The 22839-nt window shown below is 60.2% G+C and carries 18 protein-coding genes; 12 read left to right on the top strand and 6 right to left on the bottom strand.

Features of this window, described 5'->3' with window-relative positions; translation table 11 throughout:
* Nucleotides 1-184: 184 nt before the first annotated feature.
* From QEZ49_RS02215 to QEZ49_RS02205, 3 genes are all read left to right on the top strand, one after another.
* Nucleotides 185-967 carry an ATP-binding cassette domain-containing protein gene (locus tag QEZ49_RS02215; protein ID WP_280383813.1) on the top strand — a complete coding sequence of 261 codons (783 nt, stop codon included), beginning with the start codon at nucleotides 185-187 and terminating at the stop codon, nucleotides 965-967.
* Nucleotides 964-2022, top strand: coding sequence for an ABC transporter permease (locus QEZ49_RS02210; protein WP_280383811.1), 1059 nt, complete (start codon nucleotides 964-966; stop codon nucleotides 2020-2022). Before QEZ49_RS02215 ends, QEZ49_RS02210 begins: the two co-directional genes overlap by 4 nt.
* A 116-nt stretch (nucleotides 2023-2138) precedes the next feature.
* Nucleotides 2139-2384, top strand: coding sequence for a hypothetical protein (locus QEZ49_RS02205; protein ID WP_280383809.1), 246 nt, complete (start codon nucleotides 2139-2141; stop codon nucleotides 2382-2384).
* Between the two features lie 122 nt (nucleotides 2385-2506).
* Here the strand turns inward: QEZ49_RS02205 and QEZ49_RS02200 are convergent, their stop codons facing one another.
* From QEZ49_RS02200 to QEZ49_RS02190, 3 genes are all read right to left on the bottom strand, one after another.
* On the bottom strand, nucleotides 2507-3229 hold the full coding sequence (locus QEZ49_RS02200; protein WP_280383807.1) for a PQQ-dependent catabolism-associated CXXCW motif protein: 723 nt from the start codon (nucleotides 3227-3229) through the stop codon (nucleotides 2507-2509).
* 130 nt (nucleotides 3230-3359) lie between these two features.
* Nucleotides 3360-3914, bottom strand: a complete 555-nt coding sequence (locus QEZ49_RS02195; protein ID WP_280383805.1) for a c-type cytochrome — start codon at nucleotides 3912-3914, stop codon at nucleotides 3360-3362.
* A gap of 144 nt (nucleotides 3915-4058) precedes the next feature.
* Nucleotides 4059-5975: a PQQ-dependent dehydrogenase, methanol/ethanol family gene (locus QEZ49_RS02190; protein ID WP_280383803.1), complete on the bottom strand. Its 1917-nt coding sequence runs from the start codon at nucleotides 5973-5975 to the stop codon at nucleotides 4059-4061.
* A gap of 762 nt (nucleotides 5976-6737) precedes the next feature.
* On the opposite strand from QEZ49_RS02190, the gene QEZ49_RS02185 reads away from it, so the two are divergent.
* The 5 genes from QEZ49_RS02185 (at nucleotide 6738) to QEZ49_RS02165 (ending at nucleotide 12223) form a co-directional block, all read left to right on the top strand.
* Nucleotides 6738-8093 carry a formylmethanofuran dehydrogenase gene (locus QEZ49_RS02185; protein WP_280383801.1) on the top strand — a complete coding sequence of 452 codons (1356 nt, stop codon included), beginning with the start codon at nucleotides 6738-6740 and terminating at the stop codon, nucleotides 8091-8093.
* 17 nt (nucleotides 8094-8110) lie between these two features.
* Complete coding sequence (locus QEZ49_RS02180; protein ID WP_280383799.1) at nucleotides 8111-9778, top strand: formylmethanofuran dehydrogenase subunit A; 1668 nt, start codon at nucleotides 8111-8113, stop codon at nucleotides 9776-9778.
* Nucleotides 9775-10674 (top strand): formylmethanofuran--tetrahydromethanopterin N-formyltransferase, encoded by a 900-nt coding sequence (gene fhcD / locus QEZ49_RS02175; RefSeq protein WP_068461232.1) that lies wholly within the window; start codon nucleotides 9775-9777, stop codon nucleotides 10672-10674. The genes QEZ49_RS02180 and fhcD overlap by 4 nt, the downstream gene beginning before the upstream one ends.
* Nucleotides 10671-11480, top strand: coding sequence for a formylmethanofuran dehydrogenase subunit C (locus QEZ49_RS02170; protein ID WP_280383796.1), 810 nt, complete (start codon nucleotides 10671-10673; stop codon nucleotides 11478-11480). Before fhcD ends, QEZ49_RS02170 begins: the two co-directional genes overlap by 4 nt.
* A gap of 305 nt (nucleotides 11481-11785) precedes the next feature.
* Complete coding sequence (locus tag QEZ49_RS02165; protein WP_280383794.1) at nucleotides 11786-12223, top strand: universal stress protein; 438 nt, start codon at nucleotides 11786-11788, stop codon at nucleotides 12221-12223.
* A gap of 820 nt (nucleotides 12224-13043) precedes the next feature.
* Here QEZ49_RS02165 and QEZ49_RS02160 read toward each other — a convergent pair.
* Together QEZ49_RS02160 and QEZ49_RS02155 are read right to left on the bottom strand one after the other, a co-directional pair.
* Entirely contained in the window at nucleotides 13044-14546 is a 1503-nt protein-coding gene (locus tag QEZ49_RS02160) for a sugar transferase (protein ID WP_280383792.1), read from the bottom strand.
* 349 nt (nucleotides 14547-14895) lie between these two features.
* Entirely contained in the window at nucleotides 14896-15387 is a 492-nt protein-coding gene (locus tag QEZ49_RS02155) for a hypothetical protein (RefSeq protein ID WP_280383790.1), read from the bottom strand.
* Between the two features lie 334 nt (nucleotides 15388-15721).
* Between QEZ49_RS02155 and QEZ49_RS02150 the strand changes: the two genes are divergently transcribed.
* Both QEZ49_RS02150 and QEZ49_RS02145 read left to right on the top strand, forming a co-directional pair.
* Nucleotides 15722-16252, top strand: coding sequence for a hypothetical protein (locus QEZ49_RS02150; RefSeq protein WP_280383789.1), 531 nt, complete (start codon nucleotides 15722-15724; stop codon nucleotides 16250-16252).
* Nucleotides 16253-16464: 212 nt separating this feature from the next.
* Complete coding sequence (locus QEZ49_RS02145) at nucleotides 16465-17256, top strand: hypothetical protein (RefSeq protein WP_280383787.1); 792 nt, start codon at nucleotides 16465-16467, stop codon at nucleotides 17254-17256.
* A 40-nt stretch (nucleotides 17257-17296) separates the two neighbouring features.
* Here QEZ49_RS02145 and QEZ49_RS02140 read toward each other — a convergent pair whose 3' ends face one another.
* Nucleotides 17297-18646: a PQQ-dependent sugar dehydrogenase gene (locus QEZ49_RS02140; RefSeq protein WP_280383786.1), complete on the bottom strand. Its 1350-nt coding sequence runs from the start codon at nucleotides 18644-18646 to the stop codon at nucleotides 17297-17299.
* Nucleotides 18647-18993: 347 nt separating this feature from the next.
* On the opposite strand from QEZ49_RS02140, the gene QEZ49_RS02135 reads away from it, so the two are divergent.
* Together QEZ49_RS02135 and QEZ49_RS02130 are read left to right on the top strand one after the other, a co-directional pair.
* Nucleotides 18994-20985: a carbohydrate porin gene (locus tag QEZ49_RS02135; RefSeq protein WP_280383784.1), complete on the top strand. Its 1992-nt coding sequence runs from the start codon at nucleotides 18994-18996 to the stop codon at nucleotides 20983-20985.
* A gap of 246 nt (nucleotides 20986-21231) precedes the next feature.
* Nucleotides 21232-22827: an AMP-binding protein gene (locus QEZ49_RS02130; protein ID WP_280383782.1), complete on the top strand. Its 1596-nt coding sequence runs from the start codon at nucleotides 21232-21234 to the stop codon at nucleotides 22825-22827.
* Nucleotides 22828-22839 lie beyond the last annotated feature (12 nt).

Here is a 22839-nt window from a genome sequence, read left to right as displayed (position 1 = left end):
GTCGGATCTTGACAAAGCATCGTTCTATTCCGTCTAAGTGCAACATTATAACATAAGCGACACCAGAGGTCCGGCATCCAAGGTCACATTGTTGCGAGGCGAAGTTCATTCGCCGTTGCATCTCGAATGCGGCATTGAGCAACTGCCGTTGCATCGCAATTCCAGGATTGGCGTCAGCAGGAACATGGCAGTCGAGCATCGGACACCGGAGGCTGAAACGCCCGCGCTCCTGGTCAGGGATGTCAGTCACGCGTTTGGCGACAATCGCGCACTGAGCGATGTATCGCTTGAAATTCCGCGCGGCCGTTTCGTCGTGTTGCTGGGGCTCAACGGCGCTGGAAAGTCGACGCTGTTTTCGCTCATCACACGCCTATACGACAACGTCACCGGCGAGATCCGTATCTTCGGCGCCGACATCCGCCGCCGCGCTACCGCCGCGTTGCAGAGGCTTGGCGTGGTGTTCCAGAGCCGCACGCTCGATCTCGATCTGACGCTGCAGCAGAACCTGTTTTATCACTGCGCATTGCATGGCATCAGCGGCGCTGACGCACGAGCACGCACGGCACAGGCGCTGGCAACGGTTGGGTTGACGGATCGCGCCGAAGAAAAAGTGCGCAACCTTTCCGGCGGCCAGTCGCGGCGACTGGAAATTGCCCGCTCCCTGCTGCATCGGCCATCGCTGTTACTTCTTGATGAGCCAACCGTTGGCCTCGACATCGGATCGCGCGAAAGCGTCGTGAAGATCGTGCGCTCGCTGGTAGAAAAGGAAGGCCTTGCCGTGCTGTGGGCAACGCATCTTTTCGATGAGGTGCTGCCCACCGACCTCGTCGTGCTGCTGCACAAGGGCCGCGTGCTTTTCACCGGCACGGTTCCCGAATTGCTGGCACACACCGAGATGCAAACTGTCAGCGACGCATTTCGCAAAATGACCGGTACCGCAGCCGGCACCGGGGAACTCGCGGCATGACGACTTTGAGCGCGACGGATCAGCAGCGGCCTCGCAGCGGCGATCGTATTGCCGATAACGCTCCGCCGCCGCTTGGCGTGCATGCCTATGTCACCTGCCTTTACGGCATCGTGTGGCGCGAGGTGCTGCGTTACATGCATCAGCGTGAGCGTTTCCTATCCGCGCTCGTGCGGCCGCTGATCTGGCTGTTCATTTTTGCTGCCGGATTTCGTCAGGCGCTCGGCGTGCAGAACACTCCGCCCTATGACGGCGCGGTACTCTACGAGGTGTATGTCTTGCCGGGCCTTATCGGCATGATCCTGCTTTTCAACGCGATGCAGTCGTCGCTGTCGATGGTTTACGATCGCGAGACCGGCGCGATGCGAACGCTGCTGGTCAGCCCGTTTCCGCGATGGTTTCTGCTGGTGTCGAAACTGGTCGGTGGCGTCGCCGTCGCGGCCATTCAGGTCTATGTGTTTCTGATCATCTTCTACTTTTGGGAAGCAGATCTCGGCAGCACCGGATACGCGCTGTTGCTAGGCCCGCTCGGTGCGCTTGCGGTGCTGGCAATCATCAACGCATTCGGCAAAATGTTTTCCCAGCGCACCATGGCGGGTGCACTCGCGGCAGCGCTGATCGCAACCGCTGTGATGATGGCGGTAGTCATCTTTGCGTGGGATCTTCCGGCGCCATCGATGAATTACCTTGCCGTGCTGCCCGCGGTTCTAATTGCGGGTTTCATGCTGGGTTCTCTGGCACTGCTGCTTTCGTCAGTGGTGCGCCAGCTTGAGAACTTCGCCGGGGTGATGAACTTCGTCATCTTCCCGATGTTCTTTGCTTCGTCCGCTCTCTACCCGCTGTCGCGCATCGAGCAGTCGAGCCCGGTGCTGTATTATATCTGCCAGCTTAATCCGTTCACGCACGCCGTGGAGCTGATACGGTTCGCGCTGTATGCAAGGGTCGACTGGGCGTCGCTGGGAATCGTGCTGCTATGCACGGCGATTTTTCTGGGTGGCGCGATCTACGCCTACAATCCCTCGAAAGGGCTGATCGCCCGACGCGGCGGCCCGGGCTAAACCAGTATTTTCGGGCGCGCCAATAGCGGCGATTTTTCTCAAATTTGCTCGAATAATTCCGTTGGAACCTTTCATCGCGCCATCGGTTCGATGTGCAAATCAACTGGAGGTTTGCCATGGCTTTGTATGATCGCCCGGATCGACGCGACGCCCACTCGCAGATGGATTCCAGCGTAAGGACGCTGGCCATGATCGTAGCGGCCGCAGTTCTGCTGGCATTGCTGACGATGTACTTTGCATCCCAGCGCGACACCACGACGGTGACCGTTGAGCCCGGCGCCAGCGTCACCGCTCCGGCGCCCAACAACACGATCACCACGCCGACAACGCCATCCCCGGCCCCGGCACCGCGCACACCATAACGCTGCACGGCGAAAGAGCGTGTGCACATGATCCAGGCGAGCAGCTAGACCGTGATCGCTTCGGACCCAATCAGTCCGAAGCGTGAATAATCGGTCTCATAGTTGCTCGCCGCGGCTGAGGCTCACGGCAACTTCTTAACCGCGATCAGCGGATAGCCCAGCTCCTGCCAGCCATCTGTACCGCTGGGGAACCACATCACGTTGGAGTAGCCGTATGTCATCGCACGCTTGGCTGCGTTCCATGACATCCAGCATTCCTTGAGACAGAAAAACACCAGCGGCGCATTCTTCGCGCCTTTCGTCAGCGCCTGCAGACGCTGCTGGAAATATTGATCCACCTCATCGGGCAGTCCGCCGTAGCCGACGTTCGGCATCCATGCGGCGCCTTCGATGCTGCGATGGGCCGGATCGCGCCACAACGTGCCTGCGGGCAGGTTGGGCGGCTTCTGCGCCTGCGGATAGACATCGATGAAGACGGCGCCATCGCTGTTCCAGAGGTCGGCGGCTTCTTCGTTAGTCAGAACGCGCGCGCCGCGCAGCGTGGCAGGAACCGGCGAGCGGAAATCATCCATGCGGTAGCTGTCAGGCTCCGGCGGCACATTGGCGGCCGGTTGCGGCGTTGGCGCGATATCGGGATGCGGTGCGGCACCCGATATCGGACGCTGTGGCTGTGGCCGCACTTCGGTCGGCGTATCGGCGGCGGCCTGTCCGCAGAGGAAAACTGCATTGAAGGCGGCAACCAGCAGCGTAACAGCCATCATCCGGATCGTTGCGTGCCGAGTGATGCGGTCACGCATACCAAAGCCTGCCGTCGCGAGCTGAACCGAATGTTTTCCGACCTTCATGCGTCTTTGCCCCTCCGCTCGCATCCCATCGCGAGGCATGAAGTCATTCTAGCGGATTGGCAGCCACAGCACAGCCCGCCTAAACGCCAAGATGCGGATCAGGCCGCGGGCATGGAAAACGACCGGCACATCAACCGAGGCACTGCTCATCGGCCTTCTGCACTTCGTCCGGTTTATCGTCGCGATTATCGCCGCCAAGCTGTGTTGCGGGCAACCCGTTGTCGAACGAGCGCGCCTTGAGATAGGCGTACAGATCGTTGAGGAAGCACATCACATTGCGGTCATGGCTGAAGCTGGGCATCGTTATTCTGGTGCCGCTTTCGTCCGAAACGCGCCCGTTCGCAACGATGTTCGCGTACTCGTTGTAGTCGAGCTTCTTCAGCGCGTTGGCCAGCCCCGGCGCATCGACGGTGCCGAGTGCATTCGGCCCATGGCAGAGCGCACACTCCGCATGGTAGCGGCGATAGCCGTTATAGGTCGACCAATCGGTGATGATCTTGCCATCGCGCCTGCAGACCCGAAACGTCGGCGTGCCATCGGGCAGCATCCAGCGACCGTCCTTGAACTCCGCACCTTCCTGGCTAATGCAGCCATCGGGCAACGTCACCTCGGGCTGCATTCCCGGACGCGCATCAGCGGCCAGCGCGGCGACGGCGACCGCAAACAGCAGGCTAATAGCACCCACAACAGGAAAGCTGTCTCGTACCAAAGCTGCGCCCCTGTTTCTGGATGAGTTGCAGAACGACACTGCCACACACGCGCAACGACAGAGTAAATGCTCACGATTGATTTTTCCGAAATAATCGATGCGCGCGAAACGACTGGCCCGCTACGGCAGCGCCCACACCGTGAGCGATCCGCCCTGCGCCGTATAGTTGCGCAGACCAGACAAAGCAGCCGCCAGCGGCGATTGTTCCGTACGCTTGGCATCATTACGGCCGTTGCCGATACCTAGCCCCGGCAGCCCGCCAATGCCCGACAGCACGCCGATGTACTGCTTGCCCTTGTGGGCATAGGTGAACACGTTTCCGACGATGCCGGATGGCGTGCGATTGCGGAACAACTCACGCCCGTCCTTCTGGTCGACGCATTTGAAGTCGCCTTCCAATGTGCCGTAGCAGGCGATGCCGCCCGCCGTGGTCAGCACGCCCGACCAGATGGGAAACTGCTCCTTGTTCGACCACACCGCTTTGCCCTCAACGGCATCCCAGGCAATCAGGTTGCCCATATGCGTATCGTTTTTGGGCGGCGACATGCTGACGGGCGGGCCGGGAATTGCGACCGGCGCAGTGGAAATCGAGCGCGAAGCTTCAGGCGCGGCCGGCTGCGGCGCTTGCCCCTCGCCCGCTGCTGCGCCTTTTCTGGCGGCTTCACCGGCATCTGCCACGGCCGCCGCAACTGGCGCAGCAAAGTTCATGCACACATGACTTGCAGGCACATAGAACAGCTTCGTCATCGGAGAATAGGCGGCGGGTTGCTGGTTCTTGCTGCCTAGTGATGCCGGACAAACCTGTGCGGTTTGCGCTGCCGCGTCGCCCTTCAGATCGGATAACGATGCAATTGCCTTCGGCCGTCCAAATGTCGGACTGGCTGCGTCGAGGTCAATCTCACTGGCCCAGTTGACCGCCACATCGAACCTTTCAGCGACAAGCGGAATTCCAGTTGCGCGGTCGATGGTGTAGGCAAATCCGTTGCGGTCAAAGTGCACCAGAACATCGCGTTTCTCGCCGCCGATCTGCGCCTCGTCGATCAGGATCATTTCATTGACGCCATCAAATCCCCAGACGTCGGATGGCGTCAGCTGATAGGCCCAGACAGCGTCACCGGTCTGCGGACGGCGGGCGATGATCGAGGATGTCCACTTCGCGTCTGACCGGGTTTCATCAGCGCCGGCGCCAAGCGATGGGCTGCCAGTTCCGTAATAGAAAAGGTTCAGCTTTGGGTCCCAACTAAACCAGCCCCACGGCGCGCCGCCACCAAGAGCCCCAGCATTGCCAGTGCCCGCTACGTCACCAGTGGCTCCACCGGGATTGCCGGAATTCGCGCCAACCGGCTTGCCCAACGCCGTGGTCTTTTCCGCATTGAAAAGCGTTTCAGCGTCGGAACCCGACGAATAGGCCCGCCACAGCCGCTGGCCGGAATTGATGTCATACCCGGTGATGAAACCACGCGCGCCTTGATCGCCTCCCGATACACCGGCGATCACCACCTTACCCGCGACAAGCACTGCACCGGTGCCGGTCTCGCCCTGGGCCGGATCGCCATTCTGCGCTTTCCAGATCACCTGCCCCGTCTTCGGGTTCAGCGCGACGAGCGTCGTGTCGGCTTGATAGAGAAACAGCTTGCCGTCGGCATACTGCAAACCGCGATTGACGCCCCCGCAGCACATCCCCTGCGCGATGCTAGAATCCTGCGTCGGTTGATATTTCCAGACGATGCGGTTTTCGTCGTCAAGGTTGAGCGCATAAACGACGTTCGGGAACGGCGTGTGAAGGTACATCATGCTGCCGATCACAAGCGGCGAGCCTTCGTGTCCGCCCAGCACACCGGTCGAAAACGACCACGCCATGCGCAGATCGCGGGCATTTTTCGAGTTGATCTGATCCAGCCTGGAATAGCGCGTCGCAGCGTAATTTTTCTGCTGCATGCACCAGTTGTTGTCATCCTCAACGCACTTGTGGGCGCGCTCATCGGCGTTCGCAGCGCTAAATCCTATCGATAGCAATATCGACAGAAGCACGGACACCAATCTCAATCGGCATGCGGCCAGGGTGAATATTGCGCCCGCGGGCGGCAGAAAACGAATCGTGCCTGCAAGTGGAAAGCCGGTCATCGTCTGCTCCATCCCTTCCCGATGCGCCGATGGCCGGGAAAAATGCGTCGTCGCACGCACAGAATAGCAACGAATCCACGTTCCTGCCCGCACTCTGACGGTAAGTTGATGCCGTGATGTTCCGTCTGGCGCGGCGCCCGTGCGTGCGCTCAGGAACTGAAATGCTGCAGTAAAGTTGCAATGATGGGCCGTCTCGCGCCACTTGCCACATGCACTGAAGTTATTTTTTTGCAGCGCACAATCAGCATTCGCGATGCCGCTATCGACCCCGATATTCAGTCTGGAAACCCATGCCAAACGCTAGGACGCCGGAAGCATATGAAATGTGGCTCGAAAACTGGCGAATCAGCCGCCGGTTTCAGGACGCATCGGGCCTTCGGTCGGAGTCGCGCTTTCCTACCCAATAGGGTTGGAAAACCTGGCCGCGCAGCGTGTGCGATCGCGAACGGCATACGTCAGATTTTTTGCGTTCCGGTCCGTTCTGAAAAGAAGGCTTTGCGTTGCGAATTTCAGCGTGTATCTGCGAACGTAATGAGTCAGTCGTAGCATCAAAAAACATAAGCGCTGGCATTTACCCGCAATTGTCGCCGATCCGTCAAACCGCCGCATTAGTACAAGTGTTGTTTTGGCGGGACGTCCGTGCTTATTTGCGGCCCCCGAAGGAGACTGCACCGAATGACAGCACAGGCTGAGGGTGACCGCTCAGGCGAACCCACAGGTACCCACATCTACAACAACGTCACCTGTCCCTTCTGCGGCCTCCTTTGTGATGACCTGCAGATCACGCGCACCGGTTCGACGTTGAAGGTCAACAATGGCTGCCCGCGCGCAACCGCCGGCTTCCAGCGTCCGCTTCCCGCAGCCAAACCGCTCATCCGCGGTTCGGAAGCGAGCCTGGAAGAGGCCGTGAAAGCCGCTGCCGAAATCGTACGTGGCGCCAAGCTGCCGCTGTACGGCGGTATGGCCGGTGACGTTGCCAACGCCCGCGCGATGCTCTCCATCGCCGACCGCACCGGCGGCGTTGTCGATCACGCGCTCAGCGAAGGCCAGTATCGCAACTTCCGCGTCGTGCAGACGAGCGGCTGGATCATGTCGACGCTGACCGAAACGCGTAACCGCGCCGATCTCTTCGTCATCGTCGGCAGCGACATCCACAAGCTGCATGGCCGCTTCTTCGATCGCATCGTGACGCCCGACGAGACAATGTTCGAAAGCCTCGGCGGCAAGCGCACAGTGATCTTCATCGGCGAAGGTCTCGACACCTCCGCCGCAACCGGTCCGCGCATCAAGGAAGTCATCACCCTTCCCGCCGCCAAGGATCGTATCCCTGAGGTGCTGGCTGCTATCTCCGCCATCGTGCGTGGTCATCCGATCTCGTCCGGCGGTGAAGAGGTCAAGCGCAACAGCCTGCTGGCTTCGTTCCTCGGCTCGTCCGGGGATGAGATTGCCGGCGTCAAGCGCGCCGACATCGAGAAGGTGGCCGAGAAGTTCAAGGCCGCCAACTATGGCGTTCTTGTCTGGTCGCCGCCTGCACTCAGCATGCCGGAAGCCGACCTCACCGTGCACATGATGACGGAGATCGTGCGCGAACTGAACACCACCACGCGCTTCGCGGGCTTGTCGCTTGGCGGCAACGAAGGCGCACCGAGCGCAGCCTCCACCTGCACATGGCAGACCGGCTATCCTCTGCGTGTCAGCTTCGCCAGCGGCGCGCCTGAGTATGACGCCAACCGCTACAACATCGCACGCATGCTCACCGACGGTGAGGGTGACATGCTGATGTGGGTTGCTTCTATCGGCACCGACATTGGCCTGCCGCAGACCGCAGTGCCCACCGTTGTGCTTGGCACCCCAGGCCTTCGCCTCGCTCAGCCGCCAACGGTTTACATCCCCGTCGGCACGCCGGGTATCGACCACACCGGCCAGATGGTCCGTTGCGACAACGTCGTCTCGTTGCCAATGCAAAACCTTGGGCGCTCGCAGTTGCCGAGTTCAGCCGATGTGTTGGCTGCCATTGAAGCCGCCCTTTAAGACGTGAGCCCCGCGCTATGATGATCAAGCTGACCGGCGGCAAGGTCTACGACCCCGCAAACAACGTGAATGGTGAGGTGCGCGACATCTACGTCCGTGACGGACGTATCGTCGCCGCTGATCCGAATGCCCGTGTCGACCAGGAATATGATGTCCGTGGCAAGGTGGTGATGGCTGGCGCCATCGATCCGCACACGCACATCGGTGGCGGCAAGGTGACGATCGCCCGCACGCTTCTGCCCGAAGATCATTTCAAGGACGAAGTCGCCCACACGGAAATCACCCGTGCAGGCACCGGTTACGCCACGCCTTCGACGATGATCACCGGCTATCGTTACGCCGAGATGGGCTACACGGCGGCGTTCGAACCGGCGATGCTGCCGGCCAACGCCCGCCAGGCCCACATGGAAATGGGCGACACGCCGCTGCTCGACAAGGGCGCGTTCGTGATGCTCGGCAGCGACGACTTCCTGTTGCGCTCGATGGCTGAAAAGCAGGACTTCGAGTTCATCAAGGACTACATCGCCTGGACGATGCATGCCTCGCAGGCCATCGCCATGAAGGTGGTGAACCCCGGCGGCATCAGCGCGTTCAAGTTCAACCAGCGCAAGCTCGACCTCGATGAGCAGCATGTTCACTACGGCGTCACGCCGCGTGACATCATCCTCACGCTGGCGCGCGGCCTGCTGGAACTGGGCGTCACCCATCCGCTGCACGTGCACGGTTGCAACCTCGGTATTCCCGGCAACGTCGAGACGACACTCGCCACCATCAAGGCCACCGAGGGCCTGCCGCTGCATCTCACGCACATTCAGTTCCACAGCTATGCCACCGAGGGCGACCGCAAGTTCTCGTCTGGTGCTGTGCAGATCGCTGAGCTGCTGAAGAAGTATCCCAACATCTCGATCGACGTCGGTCAGGTCATGTTCGGCGCCACCTGTACGGCTTCGGGCGACTCGATGCGCCAGTACGTCGGCTCCAAGAACGCCGATCCGAAGCGTTGGGTGGTGATGGACATCGAGTGCGACGCCGGTTGCGGTGTTGTGCCGTTCCGTTACCGCGACAAGAGCTTCGTGCACGCCCTGCAGTGGGCCATCGGTCTTGAGACCTTCCTGCTGTGCGATGATCCGTGGCGCATCTTCCTGACCACCGACCATCCGAACGGCGCACCGTTCTATACCTATCCGCACCTCATCCGGTTGCTGATGGATCGCGATTTCCGTCGTGAGACGATGCTGCACGTTAATCCGGACGCACTGATGTATTCGACGCTGCCGCATCTGGAGCGCGAATATACGATGTACGAAGTTGCGATCATGACGCGCGCCGGCCCTGCCCGTAGCCTCGGCCTGAAGGATCTGGGCCACGTTGGTCCGGGCGCCCGTGCCGACATCACCGTCTACAACGAAGACTCCAACCGCGAGCGCATGTTCGAGAAGCCCGCGATGGTGTTCAAGAACGGCGATCTGGTCGTCCGCGACGGCAAGGTCATCAAGGTCGTCAACGGCGCTACGCACGTTGCACGTCCCGAGTACAACCGCGATATCGAGAAGTCGCTCAAGAGCTACTTCGACCGCTATCACACGGTGCGTATGGAGAACTTCCGCCTGTCCGATGACGAGATCATCGACGGCGGTCGGGGTGAAATCATCGTACAGCCGACGAGGGCCAGGACGTCGTCATGAAGGTCAACGGCATAGCAATCGACGATACCTTTGCCGAGGCCTTCGGCATGGCCGGCACGGGTGTCATCATCACCGCCGACACGATGAAATGGGCCCGCATTGCTGCGGTCACCATGAGCGGGTTCGGCACATCAGTCATCGGCGCGGGTGCTGAGGTCGGTATCGACCGCGAGCTTTCGCCTGATGAAACGCCGGACGGACGTCCGGGCGTGCGCGTGCTGCTGTTCGGCTTCTCGCCGGAATCGGCCGCCGCACAGCTCAAGACCCGCGTTGGCCAGTGCGTACTGACCAGCCCCGGTTCGGCCTGCTACGCGGGCGTCGATACAAAGAAGCGTATCGGCCTGGGTCAGGGACCGCGCTTCTTCGGCGACGGCTTCCAGACCTCCAAGCGCCTTGGCAAAAGCCGTTACTGGCGCGTACCGGTGATGGATGGTGAATTTGTCATCGAGGAAACCACCGGCATCGTCACCGATGCTGTCGGCGGCGGCAACATCCTGATCCTCGGTAATGATCGCGTCGGTCTGCTCGAAACCGCTGAAGCTGCGGTTGAGGCCATCGGCGGCGTTGCGGATGTCATCACACCGTTCCCCGGCGGCATCGTGCGCTCGGGCTCGAAGGTCGGCTCGAAGTATGCCGGCGCCATCGCGTCCACCAACGATGCGTTCTGCCCCACCCTGCGCGGCCGCGTGAAGAGCGAGCTGGCACCCGATACGATTGCCGTGCTGGAAATCGTCATCGACGGCCTCACGTCCGACTCCGTCGCCCAGGCGATGAAGGTTGGCATGAAGACCGTGCTCGACATGGGCGCACCGAAGGGCGTGACGCGCATAACCGCTGGCAACTACGGCGGCAAGCTGGGCCAATACCACTACAAGCTTCGGGAGCTGCTGCCATGAGCGGTCTTACTTTCCGCGCCAATTCGGCCCCGAGCGAGCGGCTGAACCTTTCCCACCTGACGCCGAAGCGGATTGCTGAACTATCGCAGTCCGAGCTGATGGCGCTGAACGTTGGCACCACCACCAAGACCCTAAAGCTTGGCGATGTGTTCACCGTTTCCGGCTCGGCCGGCGACAGCGTTCGCATCGAAGGCGCGACGAACCGCATGGATTTCGTCGGCAGCGATCTCAAGGAAGGCACCGTCATCGTTGAAGGCGATGTCGGTCTGTCCGCAGGTCGCAACCTGCGTGGCGGCCGTCTTGATATTCGCGGCGATGCAGGCGCCTTGCTCGGCTCCGGGATCAGCGGTGGCGAAATTCTGGTGAAGGGCTCGGCTGGTTCTCTCGTCGGTGGCCTCAGCCCCGGCGACAAGTTCGGCATGACCGGCGGCCTTATTGCCATCGAAGGCGATGCTGGTGATCGCGCTGGCGATCGTATGCGTCGCGGCACCATTTATGTGCGCGGCCGCTGCGGTAGCTTCGCCGGCTCGCGCATGGTGGGCGGCACAATCTGGACGGAACTTGGCTTCGGCACCGATCCGGGCATGCTGCTGCGCCGTGGCACTCTGATCGGACCGTCGGTTGAGCGCATGCTGCCGACCTTCGCCGATGCCGGCGACCACGACATCGTAATCCTGCGCATTCTTTCGCGCTACATGGCGTCCGTGCTCGGCGCGGCCGCTCCCAAGGCATTGCCCGGCAAGGTGCGCAAGTTCGCCGGCGATCTGGCGACCATCGGCAAGGGCGAGTTGCTGATCACCTCGTAACGCCCGTCACACAATTTAGAAAATGCAAACTCCGGTGTCTGGGCCTCCAGCGCCGGAGTTTTTGTTTTGGGCTGACCTGCATCGTCCGCGTCCCTCCACAGAGCCGCAGTTGCAAACCATTAGGGAAGATCGGGTTAGCAACTTAGGCGCGAGAGCCGATGCCACTCGTTGAAAGATTGTTGCTAGCGGTTTTGATGCAGCGCAATGGCGATGCTGCAAAACCGACTATGAATGGTCATCGGCCGCATTAAGCCGCGCTCGCGTTGCAGTACCACTCAGCAATGCCCTCATCAGTGGAGCTCCCGATGTATTCCCACATTCTGATTGCCACGGACGGATCGGAACTGGCGCAGCGTGCCGTCGAACAGGGCTTGGCGCTGGCCAAGGCGCTGAACGCCAAGGTGACCGCGATTACGGTCACGGAGCCATGGACGGCCGCTGTCTCCGGCGAATGGGCCGTTTCATTCCCGATCGAGGAATACGAAAGAGGTGCGGCTGCAGGCGCGGAGAAAATTCTTGTCGGCGTGCAGGAAGCAGCTGAGCGCTTGGGCGTGCAATGCAACGGCGTGCACATCAAGGATCAGTATCCCGCCGAAGGCATCGTCGAGGAAGCGAAGGCCCTCGGCTGCGATCTGATCGTCATGTCATCACACGGCCGGCGCGGCATCGCCAAGTTCATGCTTGGCAGCCAGGCGTCACGCGTGCTGGCGCAAACCGCTGTGCCGCTGCTGATCGTCCGTTAAGGCGCTCAGACAACAGCGCTGCGCAAGCGTTGCACGCGATTGGGCTGTTACAGTTCTTCATGGTGCGGAGGATTACGACCCTCCGCCCAGCCCGCGGCGCAGCGTCTTATGTGTTGCTGCGCGTCTGCCCGTGAGCAAATGGCGGCAGGGCTACTAGGCAGCGAGGCCGCAACGACGCTCAACGAGCTGATGTCGAAAACCAGCTGCGATGAGTTCCACATACGTCCAAAAGCAACGTAGACGGAGCGCACGTCGTGCCGCTGCTGATCGTCTCGTGTTGCCTGGAAAAAGTGATGTGCAGGCGATAGTCGGAGTGATTACTTTCTCAGGCGGTCTAAATCCGTTTCGGTAACGTGCATGAAAGTCACTTCGTACGCTTGGCTCCTCGCCTCTACACTAGGTCGCCGTTCGTCGATGATCCAAACGTTGGGGGGAAAAGCACCAACAAGATTGATCTCTTCTGCGACATGAACTTCGTAATACTCCTCCGGCGGAGCATCCGCAATTCTCGCCAATTCGGCTGCAAGATACGTCAGAGCTTGTCGATTACAATAGCATTTTACTTCTTCGTCCTGGAGCAAAACGCACATACGAGCGTCGGGATGAGGCGCAATTTTCATCATCAACCTGTCAAGGCCATGTTCGACTTTTGAGCCCTCATGTCTCTGAGAGACGTTTGTATTTTGCAACTACCGTTCGGAATATAAGCCTCCCGCAGTTCTGGCATTCTTGAGTGCTGCCATCGACTACGAACTCCTGAACACTTGCAATAGCGTGCACATGAGCGCCGGTCGGCGATTAACGGCAGCGGTGCAAAAATTCAGGGCTTCGGCTGCGAACCACAATCACTCAGTGGGCCAATGTCTCTCCACGCGTCACTGATCGCCTCCTGATTTGTCCGATCACCAAACAGGACGAGCGGCACAGTCCTCGTGACAACCTTCAGATCGGTCGTGAAAGACGCGTTACGGATATAACAGATGTCCAGAGCGGCTTTGTCCAACGCGGATATCTCGCGTCCGCCAGCAACCTGGGCCAATCCGGTCAGGCCGGGGCGAACCAGCAATCTGGCTTCATAGCCTGGACTTTGATCAATCGGGAGCAAGGGCCTCGGACCGACGAAAGACATGTCCCCGATCAGAATGTTGTAGAGCTGCGGGATTTCATCCAAGCGCGTGCGGCGAAGGAAATGCCCGATGAAGGAAACTCTCTCTTCGTCACCCAGCTTGCGCCCTGACGGATCATAAGCGCGGCCCATGGTGCGGAACTTGCACAGCCAGAACGGCCGCCCATTCTTCCCCGGACGCCGCTGCCAGAACAAAACCGGCAGCCCGACATCCAGCGCAACTGACAAAGCGATGATCAGTGCCAACGGAAGCGCGACGACTGAAAGCGCAAGCGCGCCCATGACGTCAAACAAGCGCTTGACCACGAAGTATGGGCGTCGATTAAAACCTTCTACAGCACGAATACTGTTGTTGGTCGTCCCCTGTGTTGACGCGCTACTGGACTTCTCGCCCCCCGGCCCTTCAAACTCAGTAAACCCGAGCTTTTCGGCGATAAATTCAACCCTGACGTTGCTTTCATCAGCAACGGCGCCAAGTGCCTTGCGCGCTAAATCGGATAGCTCCTCAAGTCTCATCAAAACGATGATGCGCTTGACTGCAATGCCTTGAATACCGAGATCTTTCACGACTTCGGTAACGTCTTCCGGACGGCCAAGAACCGGCAGAGAGTGAATTTGGCGGCCTTCCTGCCGCAAACCGTATCCAAGAATACCCACGACATCGTCGCGCCGATTACTCATCTGAACCAGCGCCCGCAGGTACAGGTCCGTCAACGGCCCGGTGCCAACAAGAAGATCTGACGCTTGATCGAGACGTCGGACGGTCGAGGCCTCAATCGCCGACCTGCGACGCACATGGTGGAGCCGCCGCATCACGCGCAAGCCCACAAGCACCGCCGTCATGAGCAGAAATTGGATGATGGGTAGCGACTGAGGCACACCATCCCAAAGCTGCATCCAGAGCGTTATCCCCGCAGACAGCATGACGACTATAAAGGTCATACCGACGATGCGCAGATAGTCACCCAGAGCGCTAAAACGCCAGATATAGCGATAGCTGCCGATCACCATGAAAATTGGCAGCGAGACGGCAAGCGAAACCGCTAAATAGCTGGCAATAGTGGCCGTTGCGTAAATGGAAAAATCCATATTACTGCAAACCAGGAAAGCCATAACGGTAGAAATTGCCACGGCCAAAAGGTCAATAAATAGAATAAGCGGGCGATAAAGAAGCCCTTGCGAGATCAATCCCGACACAACAAATTACCCCCGTATAGCCAAAAGCGGCGCTCTTACAGGTTACAACTCCTGATATACATAAATTCCAGAGTGTGCACGAGGCTCGCCACAACCCCATCAACAACTAATGCTGGGCGGAAGTCCTACGGCTCCAGTCCAACCACACCCATGAGTTGAGCGCGATTTCCGCGCACGAAAGGGCAAAGTCAGAAGCCCGGTAGGACTGGGACCCAAATGTTCTGCCCCAGAAACTAAGCTCGCAGCGTTGGCTGAGGTGTCAGTCGGCGTCCAAAGCACCTAGAGCGAATAGCTAAGGCTCCCCTTTTGCGCCCGTGCTCTCCAGAAAGCATGCTCCTGCGCTCCTGAGTCATGGACTGGCGGGCTTATCCGAACCGCCGCCCTGACTGAGGGCGATAGCAGCCGCTACGGCCCCGCCTGCGAGCAATCCGCCGACCACCAGCGTGGTTGTGCCAATGCCGCCGGCTTCCGCCGCCGGCGTACCATCTACGCCAACATCTTGATTTACTTCAGTTGTCTCAGAATCCGGCGCGCCCTGATTCATGCGCGCGGCGAAATCAAGCGTCTCGCTTTCAGCACCGCATGGCTGATTAGGCTGCACATCCCAGACCCCGGATCCGAGCCGCACCCGGCAGGTTGGCGAGTAAACCAGCAGCGCAGTTGCTTTGGAAGCGACGAGAATTTTTGAACCGGGCAGCAGCACGGTAGGCGCGCCAACAGGACGATAGCCATTGCCGAAGTTGACATGCACCTCGCCTGCCTCTGGATAAAGGCTAGCGGCCGAAGCTGCCGTTACACCAGCACCGAAAACGATCAAAATGACCGCCCCTAACCTGCGCATCTCACACCCCGTCCTGCCAATGTTGCACTCTAACGTGCACAGCCTATGGTTGAATCGCAACTCAATGTCAACGAGCGCAATATGGTCGTTAACAATCTACGCGCGTATGGGCTGGGGACGAGGCCATCCAGACGCCTTAGAGGCTAAGTACGTCCTTGGGTTGCATTTGTTTTCAGCTAAAAAGCCGACTAGCTATATGCTGCATAGTTTATTATATAGCTATATTCCTGCATTTATGTTTTTCATGTTTTATTTTTCGAAGCCCATTGCCCGCATAAATAATCTGCTCCATTCAGGGAAACATTGATTTTTTGATTCCATGGAGTTCTTGGGCATGAAGGCCTTTTATCTGGCTGGCGCATCGTTCCTGATGATTTCGACCTCATACGCTGCGACCGTAAAAGTGGCGGAAGGAACCGTTTTACTCCAGGACGGACAAGGCAATTTCAAATCGGTTGTTTTCGGAACCACCTCTGTCAATCCAGGCGATAAAATCGTTATTCGATCCGGCGGGGTTGCCGTCGTCGACTACGGCAACGCATGCACAGTGCGTCTTCCCGCAGGCATCTGGACCATCAAGCCCGTAGCGCCCTGCAAGGACAGCGCGGCCAACATCGATTTTACGTCCAGGATGAATCAGGCCGGACCGCCGGAAGGCGGGGATCTGCCGATTGAGGACACCGCGTCCGCCCCCGCCGCCGACATGACACCGTGGATCATTGGCGGATTGGCCGTCGCCGGTGGCGTTGGCATTGCCGTTGCCGTGAGCAACAGCGGCGACAATGACAACCCGCCTGCAGTTCAGCCCACGCCGCCACCGCCGGATGTAACGCCGACGCCGCACGACACTCCGATCAGCCCTTAGCGGCCTCTGCTCTAAAGTTACACAAAAAGGAAAGCGCCCCGCTCTTTCCAACGTGGGCCGCCTGTCGATTGAGACGCATCAATTTGCCCGACCGTTTCCCTTTGCTAGTGTCGTGAGGAAACAGGTTGATGATGGTGGATGCATGCTTTGCGTGCATCGCAACCGCTGAGCCTTGGCGGAGCGCCACTCACCCGGCAGCAAGGATGCGCATAATGTCCGGAAACTTCATTTCCCGCACAGCCACCACGTTAGCGCTGACGGCGGCGCTCGTGCTTTCTGCAAGCGCACTTTCCGCAAGCGGGGAGCCAACCGATATCACCGTGCGCGTGCTGAGCAAGGATGCCAAGTTCATCGGCACCAGCATGGGCGGTGTGCGTGTTACCATACGCGACGCTGACACAGGCGAGTTGCTTGCTTCCGGCCTGACGCAAGGCGGAACCGGCGACACAAAGCGGCTTATGCATACCGATGCGGGCAGACGCTCGGTTCTTGCCGATGACAGCGCCGCAAAGTTCAGCGCGACCATTGATCTTGATGCCCCACGCCGCATTGAAGTGGAAGCATATGGACCGCTTGCACAGGCCCAGTCCGCCCAGCGCGCAAGCTCAACGCAGTGGGTCATTCCCGGCAAGCATGTCAGCGGCGGTGACGGCTGGACGCTGGAGTTGCCGGGCTTCGCCGTGGACGTACTAGCTCCACCCGCCCATCAGAGCATCACGGGCCCGGCAACGGTGAACGTACGCGCCAACGTGGTCATGATGTGCGGCTGCCCCATTACACCCGGCGGGCTGTGGGACGCGAATGGCTATGAGGTTGAAGCCATCGTGCTCCGCAACGGCAAACATATCGGTCGCATAACGATGAAATATGCCGGTGAGCCAAGCCAGTTTGCAGGCGAAGTGGAAGCAACCGAACCGGGCATGTACGAAGTTGTCGTTTACGCTCACGATCCGTCGAACGGAAACACCGGATTGGACCGCACGACATTCAACGTCACAAACTGACAGCCGCGTTGGGTGAGCCGACATGTCGGACGTTGCGCGGCTATCGATCGGATGATGGCACGAGACGCCAGACCTGACCGGTGGAACCGTAAGGCCCCATGGTTCCATTGGTCAGCACATAGATTTCGCCATCGCGATCGGCGCTTAGTCCGATGATGCGTGAATCCGATTGCAGCAATTGCTCCAGCGGCCACAACTTGCCTTCGCCTGCTGCTGCCGGATCCGCGACAAACAGCTGACCGGAGGGCTGCTTGAAATCGGCGCTCCAGTCCGAAACCAGCAACTTGCCACGCAAGGCGGCTATCCGGTTGCCGTCATACTTGCGCGCGCCGGTAATCGCAGTTCCAACGCCCGTACGCCCGACATTTGTATCGGGATGCGATGCCTGCATGTTGGGATACTCAACAACCGGCAGCCGGAGGAGATTACCCGCAGCATCCGTGCGCGCGCAATCGGCTGGCGGATGGCGCGGTTTAAGCCGATCGATGCAGTGGGTGCCTTCGAGCAGCGGCCAGCCATAGTTGCCAGGTCCATTGACCTGATAGACGGATTCCCACAGCGTTTCAGCCGTCGCGGTGGCGTAAAGCTCGCCAGCTTTGTCGAACGCCAGCCGATAGGGGTTGCGGAATCCTGATGCCCATACCTCAGGCATGCCGCGTCCCGCCGCCGCTGCGCCAGGCGCGAACGGGTTGTCGGGCGGAATTGCATAGCCCGGAAAGCCATCGTCGACATCAATGCGCAGGATTTTACCGAACGGCGAATGGGCATCCTGCGCGACGCGATCCCACGTCAGCGCTTCGGCGGGCACGTTGAAGGCATCCCACACCACATCTTTGCCGATGCCATGCGAAGCACCTCCATCACCAAGACCAATATAAAGATTGCCGTCCGGGCCAAATGCGAGACCGCCGCCGTTGTGTTTGCGGCTGGGCCAGTCAACTTCCAGCAGCACGCGCTCGGAAGCAGGATTTATCCGGGACAGATCGCCGGGCGCCGCGGTGAATTCCGACACGCGACGGGTGTGGTTCCAGCTCTGCGGCGCACCGGATCGCAACGGCGCTGAATAGGATGCGAACACGCGACCATTACGCGCGAAATCGGGATGCAGCGCGAAGCCCAACAGACCACGCTCTTCAAAGTCGTGCTGCAACGGCAACAGACGATCGCGCAGATCAAGAAACGGTTCCGGCTGCAATTTGCCATCACGATCGAGCACACGGACAACGCCGTCCTGCTGGGCGATCAATCGGCGGCCGCTGCCGTCGTCGGGTTCTTCAAGCTGAATGGGCGCCGTCAAGCCGGAGACGACCGGCTCAAGCTTCACGTCCGCGCCCATCGCCACGTGGGCGTGAAAGACGACAGCGCAGAGCACAACGAAAAACCGGCGCATGGCACATCCCGCTAACATCGAGGCTGCGCGCCAGCCGACACTGCATGAGAAGCACGATGGCGCGCGATACATAATCAGATCGGGCGCGCACCCTGCCCGCGCAACGGCATCGATCACGCAAAAGCATGTGAAATCTGCCCGACCGCAAATCGGCAGGGGAAGAATGATCGGCGCGGCCAACAAATTGTTGAAAGTATTTGTACAGAATCGACGCATCAAGTTATGCATAAGGAATGCGCAACGCTGCGCCGTTCGCTTCACTTCAATCCCGCAATGCCTGCCAGATATCGTCTTCGGCAGTGTAGCGTGTTGCCGATGCGCCTGGCCCTTGATCGACAAGGACCGCAATGCCCATCAGGACGACCACCGCGCTTGCAGCTCTCGCATTGATGTCATTGTCGGCCGCAACGCGCGCTGACGAAACCGCTGCACCCTCCCCGGCGCCTTACAACTGGAGCGGGGCTTATGTCGGTGGAACATTCAGCGCCGACTGGGGGCAATCGAAATGGGCGCAGGATGGCGGCGGTGGCGGAACGGCCAGCGGCACAATGGGGCTTGGCAACCCGTATGACTTTTTCGCAGGCACCGGCAGCTATGCGACAGGCCTTAGCGCCGGATACGATTACCAACTGCCGGAAGGCGTAGTGATCGGTGTGGCGAGCGACATCTCATTTCCGAGCCTCATCAACGGCAGCGCCACCGCCAACGGCGCAACCCAATGGGACGACGGTGTTCTGATGTCGGGCACGGTGCGCGGCCGACTTGGCTTGGCACTGGATCGCTTCCTGCTGTACGGCACCGCTGGCTATGCGTGGGCGCAGGAACAGGCGACGGCAACGGACATCGCATCCGGCAATACGCAGACGCGCCGCCCGATGCGTCATGGTTGGGTTGCGGGCGGTGGCGTCGAGGCAATGCTGGGCCGCAACTGGAGCGCGGATCTGTCGTATCTTTATACCGACTATGGTTCCGGCGCGTTTCATCTGCCGGATGGAACCGGGTTTCAGTCTGACATCACGCTGCAGAGCGTGCGCATGGGGTTGAATTATCGCTTCGCGGATGGGACGGACGCCAGTACGCGCGAGCAGCTTAGCGCGCTGACGCCATCCGGCGACTGGGCCGTGCATGCGCAATCGACGTACGTGATGCAGGCCGTGCCGGGATTTCGCTCGCCATATATCGGGGCGCAGAGCCTGATACCCAACCAGCAGCATCAGACGTGGGACGTGACGCTGTATCTGGGGCGGCGGCTGTGGCAAGGGGCTGAGTTGTGGGTCAACCCCGAAATCGATCAGGGTTTCGGCCTCAGCAACACGCACGGCGTTGCGGGCTTTCCCAGTGGCGAAGCGTATAAGGTTGGCGCGTCGTGGCCGTATGCGCGCATCCCGCGTTACTTCATACGCGACACCATCTCGCTGGGTGGCAAGATGGAAACCGTTGAGGCCGACGCCAATCAGTTTGCCGGTACGCAGACAGAAAACCGGCTGGTGTTTACGGTCGGCAAATTCGGCATCACCGACATTTTCGACACCAACCAGTATGCGCATGATCCGCGCAGCGACTTTCTCAACTGGGCGCTGGTGGATACGGGCACGTTCGATTACGCCGCCGATCCGTGGGGCTACACCTACGGTGCTGCGGTGGAGTGGTACCAGGGCGACTGGACGCTGCGGGTTGGCATATTCGATCTGTCTGACGCACCGAACAGCACCGAGCTTGACCCGAACTTTTCGCAGTTTCAGACCGTGGCCGAAATCGAACGGCGCTATCGCATCCATGGCCAGCCGGGCAAAATCGCCATCACCGGATTTCTCAGTCGCGGTCGCATGGGCACCTACACCGACGCGGTGGCGCTTTCGGCCGCAACCGGGCAGCCCGCCGATACAGCGCTGGTGCGCGAATATCGCAGCCGCATGGGCATAAGCTTCAATGCCGAGCAGCAGATCAACGATACGCTGGCACTTTTCGCGCGCGGCGGCATCGTCGATGGCAACGTCGAGCCGTTCGACTTCACCGACATCGATCGCACGCTGGCTGCGGGGCTTGTGCTGCAGGGTAAGCACTGGGGCCGCCCTGACGACGTATTTGGCTTTGCAGGCGTGATGAACTTCATCACCAGTGAACACAAAGCCTATTTCAATGCGGGTGGTATGGGCATCGTCGTCGGTGACGGCATCCTGCCGAATGCTGGTCCGGAGTTTATTATGGAGACCTATTACGCGTTCCCCATCGCGGGAATGACGGCGACGGTCGACTATCAGTTCGTGAACAACCCCGGCTACAACGAGGATCGCGGCCCAGCGTCGATCTTTGCCGGCCGGCTGCACGCGGAGTTCTGATCAGCTGCGGCGTGGTGATCGGATATCGCGTGCTGAAGCGGTAGGTGCGAGCGCGCAGACGCATGGCAAAGGCCGGGACAAGGTTTGCGCTCGTGGTGCTGTGCGTTGATTTTCTGCGGAATTATCGGGGCGCGCGATGCCTAGCGAGGTTGTCTTGGCGCCGGTGTGACGATCGGTGATTGCGCTGCGCCGTCCAGCCGTTACAACGGAGGACGATAGCAACGCAGAGCCCAGATCGACCGACGAATGACCGCACCGTTCAATGCCGCCGATGCGCGCCGCAGCCTGTTCTCCGGCCTTGTAGCCGCCGCCACCGCCTATGGCCGCGACGGCAAGGGTGAGCGTGTCATTCTCGAGGATGCCGACGGCAATACGCTGACTTACAAGCGGCTTATCCTTTCCAGCCTTGTGCTGGGGCGCAGGCTGGCGAAGCTTGCGCGCGAAGGCGAAAATGTCGGCGTGCTACTGCCCAACGCTGTCGGGTTACCGGTGACGATACTGGGCCTCAACGCCTATGGTCGCGTTGCAGCAATCCTCAACTTTTCGGCCGGGCGGCGCGCTCTGACATCCGCCATCGCCACCGCGCAACTGCGCACGGTTTTGACGTCGCGACGGTTTGTTGAGGTGGGCGGTTTTGAAGATCTGATCGCAGCCCTTTCAGCGGCGGAATATGCACCCGGCCAGAAAACACGCATTGTTTATCTGGAGGATGTGCGGGCCAGCATCGGCATCGTCGACAAGATCGCGGGCGCCCTGCGCGCATTGCGGGCGAAAAGCATCTATCGCGCCAATCCGGCCGATGCTGATCGCCCCGCCGTGGTGCTGTTCACCTCCGGCACCGAGGGCGCGCCCAAGGGCGTGGTGCTGACCAACAGCAACATCGTCGCCAACGTCAATCAATCGCGCGCGCATCTGGGCAAGGTGCTGTCGCCGGGCGAGACGCTGCTCAATCCGCTGCCGATCTTCCATTCGTTCGGGCTGACGGCTGGCACGTTTGTGCCGATCTTTGCCGGGGTGAAGTGCGCGCTGTATCCCAGCCCGCTGCATTACAAGCAGATCCCCAAGTCGATCCGGAAGACGCAGGCGACGCTGATGGTGGCGACGGACACCTTTGTGTCGGCCTATGCCCGCGCGGCTGAACCGGGCGATCTCGACAGCCTGAAATATGCCGTGTGCGGCGCCGAGAAGGTGAAGGAGCCGACGCGGCAGCTTGTGGCGCCAACTGGCGTTGAAATTCTGGAAGGCTATGGCGTTACGGAGACGTCGCCGGTGCTGGCCTGCAATCTGCCGGAGACGAACCGCTACGGCACCGTCGGCCGTCTGCTGCCGGGCATGGAGGTGCGGCTGGAGGATGTGCCGGGCCTCAGCGACGGCAAGCGGCTTACTATACGCGGGCCCAACGTGATGGCGGGTTACCTGCTGCCGGATCGGCCCGGCGTTCTCGTGCGCCCCCGCGACGGCTGGCATGACACAGGCGATATCGTTTCCATCGACGACGGCTTCGTGAGCATTCGTGGCCGCGCCAAGCGCTTCGCCAAGCTGGGCGGCGAGATGGTGTCGCTGGCGGCGGTCGAAGGCCTTGCCTGCGCGCTGTGGCCCGATGCCCAGCACGTGGTGCTGAGCTTCCCCGATCCGCGCAAGGGCGAGCAGCTGCTGCTTGTCACCGACCAGCCAAACGCGAGCAAGGACGCCCTGCTGGCCCACGCCCGAGGCGAAGGCTTCTCCGAGTTGTGGGTGCCGAAGTCCGTTCTGATCGTCGATGCCGTGCCTTTGCTGGCGACCGGCAAGGTAGACCTGCAGGCGACGGTTGAACTGGCCCGCCCCGCGCAACCGGCTCTATAGACGACGCTCAAG

The organism is Hyphomicrobium sp. D-2 (assembly GCF_029872155.1).
Lineage (GTDB): Bacteria > Pseudomonadota > Alphaproteobacteria > Rhizobiales > Hyphomicrobiaceae > Hyphomicrobium_A.
Note: the sequence above shows the minus strand (reverse complement) of the source record. Positions and strands in the feature narration are given on the sequence as shown.